Raw genomic sequence first — 5,383 nt, forward strand, 5'->3', positions numbered from 1 at the left:
ACTCCCTGCCGCATCCCTCAGACCCCTCCGTCACCCCGTTCCTCATGTTCGAGGGTGACGCCGGTGCGGCCATGGACGCCTACCTCACCGCGTTCGTGGAGCACCTGCCGGTCACCGAGGTCCGCCGGGACCTCTTCGACGACTCCTCCCCGCGCGGCGCCGCATGGGCGGGCAAGGTCCTGCACGGCGAGCTCGAGATCGCCGGCCAGCGGCTGCGCTTCTTCGACTCCTTCACCCCGCACGGGTTCACATTCACCCCGGCCATCAGCCTGTTCGTCGAGCTGCCGGACGCCACCGCGGTGGACGCGGTCCACGATGCGCTCCTCGCCGGCGGTGGCCGTGACTACATGCCGCCCGACGACGACGGCTTCTCCCGCCGCTTCGCGTGGGTCGGGGACCGCTTCGGCGTGACCTGGCAGCTCAACGCGGCCTGAGCCGGTGACGGCCCGTGCCTGAAGGCGACTCCCTCGTCCGCGTCGCGCACCGGCTCCGCCTCGTGCTCGAGGGCCGGGTCCTGACGCACGCGGATCTGCGCGTGCCCCGCCACGCCACCGCGGACCTGACCGGCTGGACGGTGGCCGAGGTCCTGCCGCGCGCCAAGTACCTGCTGATGCGGCTGACCCCGCCCGCGGCCCGCCCCGGGGCCCGGCCGCTCACGCTCATCTCGCACCTGAAGATGGAGGGGCGCTGGCTCGTCTCGGCCGTCGACGCGCGGTGGGGCGCCCCCGCCTGGCAGGTGCGGGCGGTGCTGGAGACGGCGGAGCACCGCGTGCTCGGCGCCCAGCTGGGCCTGCTCACCCTCGTGCCCACCGCCGACGAGGCCACCGTCCTCGGCCACCTCGGCCCCGACCTGCTGGACCCGGCCTGGGACACGCCCGACGACGGCGCCGCGCTGCTCGCCGAGGGCGTGCGGCGGCTCACGGCCCGGCCCGAGCGGCCGGTCGGCCTGGCCCTGCTCGACCAGCGGCTCGTCTCCGGGATCGGCAACATCTACCGCTGCGAGACCCTCCTGCTGGCCGGCATCGACCCGCACCGGCCGATCGGCGAGGTCGAGGACGTCGCCGGACTCGTGCTGCTCGCCCGGGACCTGCTGCGCGCCAACGTCCCGCCCGCCGCCCCCGCCGCGGGCGCCCGGCGCCGGACCACGGGCGTGCGTCCGAACCCGGCGCGACCCTTCGGGGTCGAGGTGCTGGTCCCGGCCGGTCCGTCACCCGGCACGGCACCCGGCCGGACGCCCGGCGCGCGCGGCGGCGGGGCGCCGTCGTACTGGGTCTACGGGCACGACCGCGCCCCGTGCCTGCGCTGCCGCGGCCCGGTCCGCCAGGAGGACTACGGCTCCCCCGAGGACGACGCGCGGCGGCTGTGGTGGTGCCCGCACTGCCAGCGCTGAGCCGGACGCACCCGAACGGTGGCCACGTGTCGTCCCCGCTCCCTACGCTGAACCCGCCCCCGACCCGAGGAGAAGTCATGGCCGACCCGTTCCCCACGGACCCGGAGGGTGCCGTCGTCGCGCTCGTGCTGGCCGGCGGCACCGGCGGCCGCCTCATGCCGCTCACCGCGGCCCGCGCCAAGCCGATGGTGCCGCTGGCGGGCCAGTACCGGCTGATCGACGTCGTCCTGTCCAACCTGGCCCACTCGCGCCTGCGGGACGTGTGGGTCGTGGAGCAGTACCGCCCCTTCACGCTCAACCAGCACCTGGCCGGCGGCCGGCCGTGGGATCTCGACGGCACCCGCCACGGCCTGCGGCTCCTGCCTCCCGCGCAGGGCCGCGCCGAGGAGGGCTTCGCCCGCGGCAACGGCCACGCGATCGCCCAGCAGCTGCCGCTGCTGGAGCAGTTCGGCGCCGAGACCGTCGTCGTGCTCTCCGCGGACCACCTGTACCAGCTGGACCTGCGCCCCGTGCTGGCCGAGCACGCCCGCTCCGGCGCCGAGCTCACCGTGGTCACCACCGAGACGGACGAGGACCCCTCGCGCTTCGGCGTCGTGCAGGTGGACGACGACGGCGCCGTGACCGACTACGCCTACAAGCCGGAGGACCCGGCGGGCACGCTCGTGGCCACCGAGGTGTTCGTGTTCGACGTCGCCGCGCTCTCCGAGGTGGTCGGCGACCTCGTGGCGGGCGAGGACGAGGCGGCCACCAAGGACGAGGGCGAGACCGATGAGGACGGCGACCCCGTGGGCTCCTCCCTCGGCGACTACGGGGAGAGCATCATCCCGGCGTTCGTGGCGCGGGGGCGCGTGCGGGAGCACCGCCTCGTCGGGTACTGGCGGGACATCGGCACCCTGGACGCGTACGTCCGCGCCCACCGGGAGATCCTCGACGGCACCGGCCTGGACGTCGCTGCCGAAGGCTGGCCGCTGCTGACCAATCCGCACGCCGCTCCGCCGGCCTGGGTCGCCCCCGAGGCGACCGTCACCGGCTCCCTGCTCAGCCCCGGCTGCCGGATCGCGGGCGAGGTGACCGACTCGGTCGTGGGCCCCAGCGTGGTGGTCGAGGCCGGCGCCGTGGTGCGCGGGAGCATCCTGCTGGGCGAGTGCACGGTGCCCTCGGGCGCGGTGCTGGACACGGTGATCGCCGACGTCGGCGCCGCCATCCCGGCCGAGGGCGCCACGGGGCGCGCGGAGCCGGCCGACGAGGTCGTGGTCCTCGAGCCGGGCGAGCGCGGGCCCGCCTCCTCGGACGAGACCACCGGTTCGGGCGCCCCCGTCAGGGACTGATCGGCCGCGCCCTCCGGACCGGCCCGCCGGCCCGGTCTGCGGCGAGCACGGCCAGCTCCAGCATCAGGCGTCCCCGCGGGTCCTGCAGGCTGCACCCCGTCAGCTCCACCAGGCGCTTGGTGCGGTAGATGACGGTGTTGCGGTGGCAGATCAGGTCCTCCGCGGCGAGGGTCGCGGAGCCCGAGCGGCGCAGCAGCGCCCGCAGGGTCTCCATCAGAGTGGCGCGCTGGTCCGCGGGCAGCGCCCGGAGCGGTCCCAGCACCTCCTCCACCAGCAGCGCGGCGACCTCCGGGCTGGACTCCAGCAGCACCTCCGGCAGCCGATGGGAGGCCCAGGCGAGCCGCCGCTCGCCCGGCGGGAGCGTGTGCGCCGCCCGCGTCGCCAGCCGGAACGCCGCCGCCGTCTCGGGGATCCCCTGCCGGGCCCAGGCCACTCCCACCTGGCCCTCGACCAGCGGGCCCAGCGCCTCCGTGAGCCATTCCTCGTCCGTCGAGGGAGGCTCGACGACACCGTAGAGCGCCCCCTCGCGCACAGCCCAGCGGGACGTCGCCCCGAGTCGCCCCATGCGGTCCTCGGGGTGATGGAGCACGTCGCTCCCCGGGTCCTCGGCGAGGGCGACGACGCAGGCGAGGGGGGCGGTCGCCCGGACGCCCAGGATCTCCTCGGCCTGCTCCGCGTAGACGGGGTCCGCGCCCTTCCCCTCCAGCAGCCCGGCCAGGCAGTCCTCCTGACGGCGCAGGTCGCGCAGGGTGAGGCGCGCGGTCTCCCGCCGGTAGGCGGCGCTGAGGACCTCGCCCGTGACGCTCAGGTCCTCCCACAGCCGGCGCCCCGCCTCGAGGAGCTCCTCGGTCGTGATGTCGAGCCTGCCCTCGCGGACCCGCCGTCCCAGCTCCTCCCAGAGCAGCCGGTTGCCCGAGGTGTAGGTGGAGATCACGGTCTCCAGGGGCACCCCCTGGCGGGCGCGCTCGACGCCGGTGGCCCGCCACGTGTCGACCAGGCGCCCTCCCGCGCCCTCCCCGGAGGGCACGCCGGCCAGGCCCCGCAGGCCCCGACGGACGTGCTCCCGCGTGCTACGACGCAGCCTGGCCCGCAGCTCCGGCGTGGACCACGCCCCGCCCTGGTCGCCGCCCAGCGTGGCGGCGGCGATCTCGTCGGCGATCCGGTCGGCGTCCTCCAGCAGCGCCGACCAGGCCTCCCGCAGACGGCGCTCCGCGTCCCCGGACTCCTCGGGGACCCCTGCCTCCTGCACCATGCCGTCCTCCTCGCCGCCCCCGCCGGCGGCGTCCGGCCGGGCGGGACTCGTGTCCTGGCTGCACAACCGACTCTGTGCTCCGTGCCCATAGTGCCACTGTGGCGCCGGTCATACGGTGGGCGGAGACCTCGTCCGCACCCGGACCCATCCCACCCGAGCCCCCCCAGAGGAGCCGACATGAGCGAGACCCGCTCGGGCGTCCTGCCCGACCACGACATCTACCTCCTCGACGACGAGCTGACGGAGGAGCAGCGCGAGGTGCGCGACCGCGTCCGCGCGTTCGTCGACGCCGAGCTCATGCCCGTCATCAACGACTACTGGGAGCGCGCCGAGTTCCCGTTCGAGCTCGTGCCCAAGCTGGCGGAGCTGAACGTGGCGGGCACCGTCATCGAGGGGTACGGCTGCCCCGGCATGAGCCGCATGGCCGGAGCCCTGGTGTCGATGGAGCTGGCCCGCGGGGACGGATCCTTCAACACCTTCTTCGGGGTGCACTCCGGGCTGGCGATGGGCTCGATCAACGCTTTCGGCTCGGACGAGCAGAAGGAGCGCTGGCTGCCCCGGATGGCCCGGATGGAGATGATCGGCGCCTTCGCGCTCACCGAGCCCGACCACGGGTCCGACTCGGTGGCCCTCGAGACCACCGCCCGCCGAGAGGGCGACACCTGGGTGCTCGACGGCGCGAAGCGCTGGATCGGCAACGCCTCCTACGCCCACGTCATCGTCATCTACGCCCGCGACGTGGCCGACGGCCAGGTGAAGGCGTTCGTGCTGGAGCGGGAGCCGGACACGGAGTTCCCCGCCGGCTTCGAGCCGACCGTGATCACCGGCAAGATCGGCAAGCGCGCGATCCTCCAGCCGGACATCGTGATCTCCGGCCTGCGCATCCCCGAGGCGGACCGGCTCCCCGGTTGCTCCTCCTTCAAGGACGTCAACCGCGTCCTGAGCACGACCCGCGGCGGCGTGGCCGTCGAGACGCTCGGCCACGCCGTCGCCGCGTACGAGGCCGCCGTCGCCTACGCCGGGCAGCGCGTCCAGTTCGGCAAGCCGATCGCCGGCCACCAGCTGGTCCAGGGGCAGCTGGCCACCATGCTGGCCGACGTCACCAACATCAAGCTCACGTGCTTCCGCCTCCTGGAGCTGCAGGACCAGGGTCGCCTGACCGGCCCGATGGCCTCGCTCGCGAAGATGTCGGCCGCGCGCCAGGCCCGCCGGGTGACCTCCATGGCCCGGGACATCCTGGGAGGGAACGGGCTGCTGCTGGAGAACCACGTCGCCCGCCATCTGACGGACATGGAGGTCGTCTACACTTACGAGGGCACCGACTCCATGCAGTCGCTGATCGTCGGCCGCGCCATCACCGGCGTGTCGGCCTTCGCCTGAGACCTCCCCGCCCTCTCCCCCCCCCCCTTCCCG

General features: G+C 74.7%; 5 protein-coding genes. 4 read left to right on the top strand and 1 reads right to left on the bottom strand.

The window, feature by feature from the left end; all coding sequences use genetic code 11:
* The 3 genes from QL983_RS10195 to QL983_RS10205 all read left to right on the top strand — a co-directional run.
* Positions 1-434, top strand: a 434-nt coding sequence (locus tag QL983_RS10195) for a VOC family protein (protein ID WP_290152842.1), incomplete at its 5' end; no start/stop codon positions are given.
* A gap of 14 nt (positions 435-448) precedes the next feature.
* Complete coding sequence (locus QL983_RS10200) at positions 449-1,390, top strand: DNA-formamidopyrimidine glycosylase family protein (protein WP_020627986.1); 942 nt, start codon at positions 449-451, stop codon at positions 1,388-1,390.
* 77 nt (positions 1,391-1,467) lie between these two features.
* Positions 1,468-2,718 (top strand): sugar phosphate nucleotidyltransferase, encoded by a 1,251-nt coding sequence (locus tag QL983_RS10205; protein WP_020627987.1) that lies wholly within the window; start codon positions 1,468-1,470, stop codon positions 2,716-2,718.
* Here QL983_RS10205 and QL983_RS10210 read toward each other — a convergent pair.
* Entirely contained in the window at positions 2,708-3,970 is a 1,263-nt protein-coding gene (locus tag QL983_RS10210; protein ID WP_020627988.1) for a PucR family transcriptional regulator, read from the bottom strand. The two genes, QL983_RS10205 and QL983_RS10210, sit on opposite strands and share 11 nt — an antisense overlap.
* A gap of 177 nt (positions 3,971-4,147) precedes the next feature.
* On the opposite strand from QL983_RS10210, the gene QL983_RS10215 reads away from it, so the two are divergent.
* Positions 4,148-5,350, top strand: a complete 1,203-nt coding sequence (locus QL983_RS10215; RefSeq protein WP_036316076.1) for an acyl-CoA dehydrogenase family protein — start codon at positions 4,148-4,150, stop codon at positions 5,348-5,350.
* Positions 5,351-5,383 lie beyond the last annotated feature (33 nt).

The organism is Micrococcus sp. APC 4021 (assembly GCF_030407635.1).
In the GTDB taxonomy this organism is placed as follows: domain Bacteria; phylum Actinomycetota; class Actinomycetes; order Actinomycetales; family Micrococcaceae; genus Micrococcus; species Micrococcus luteus.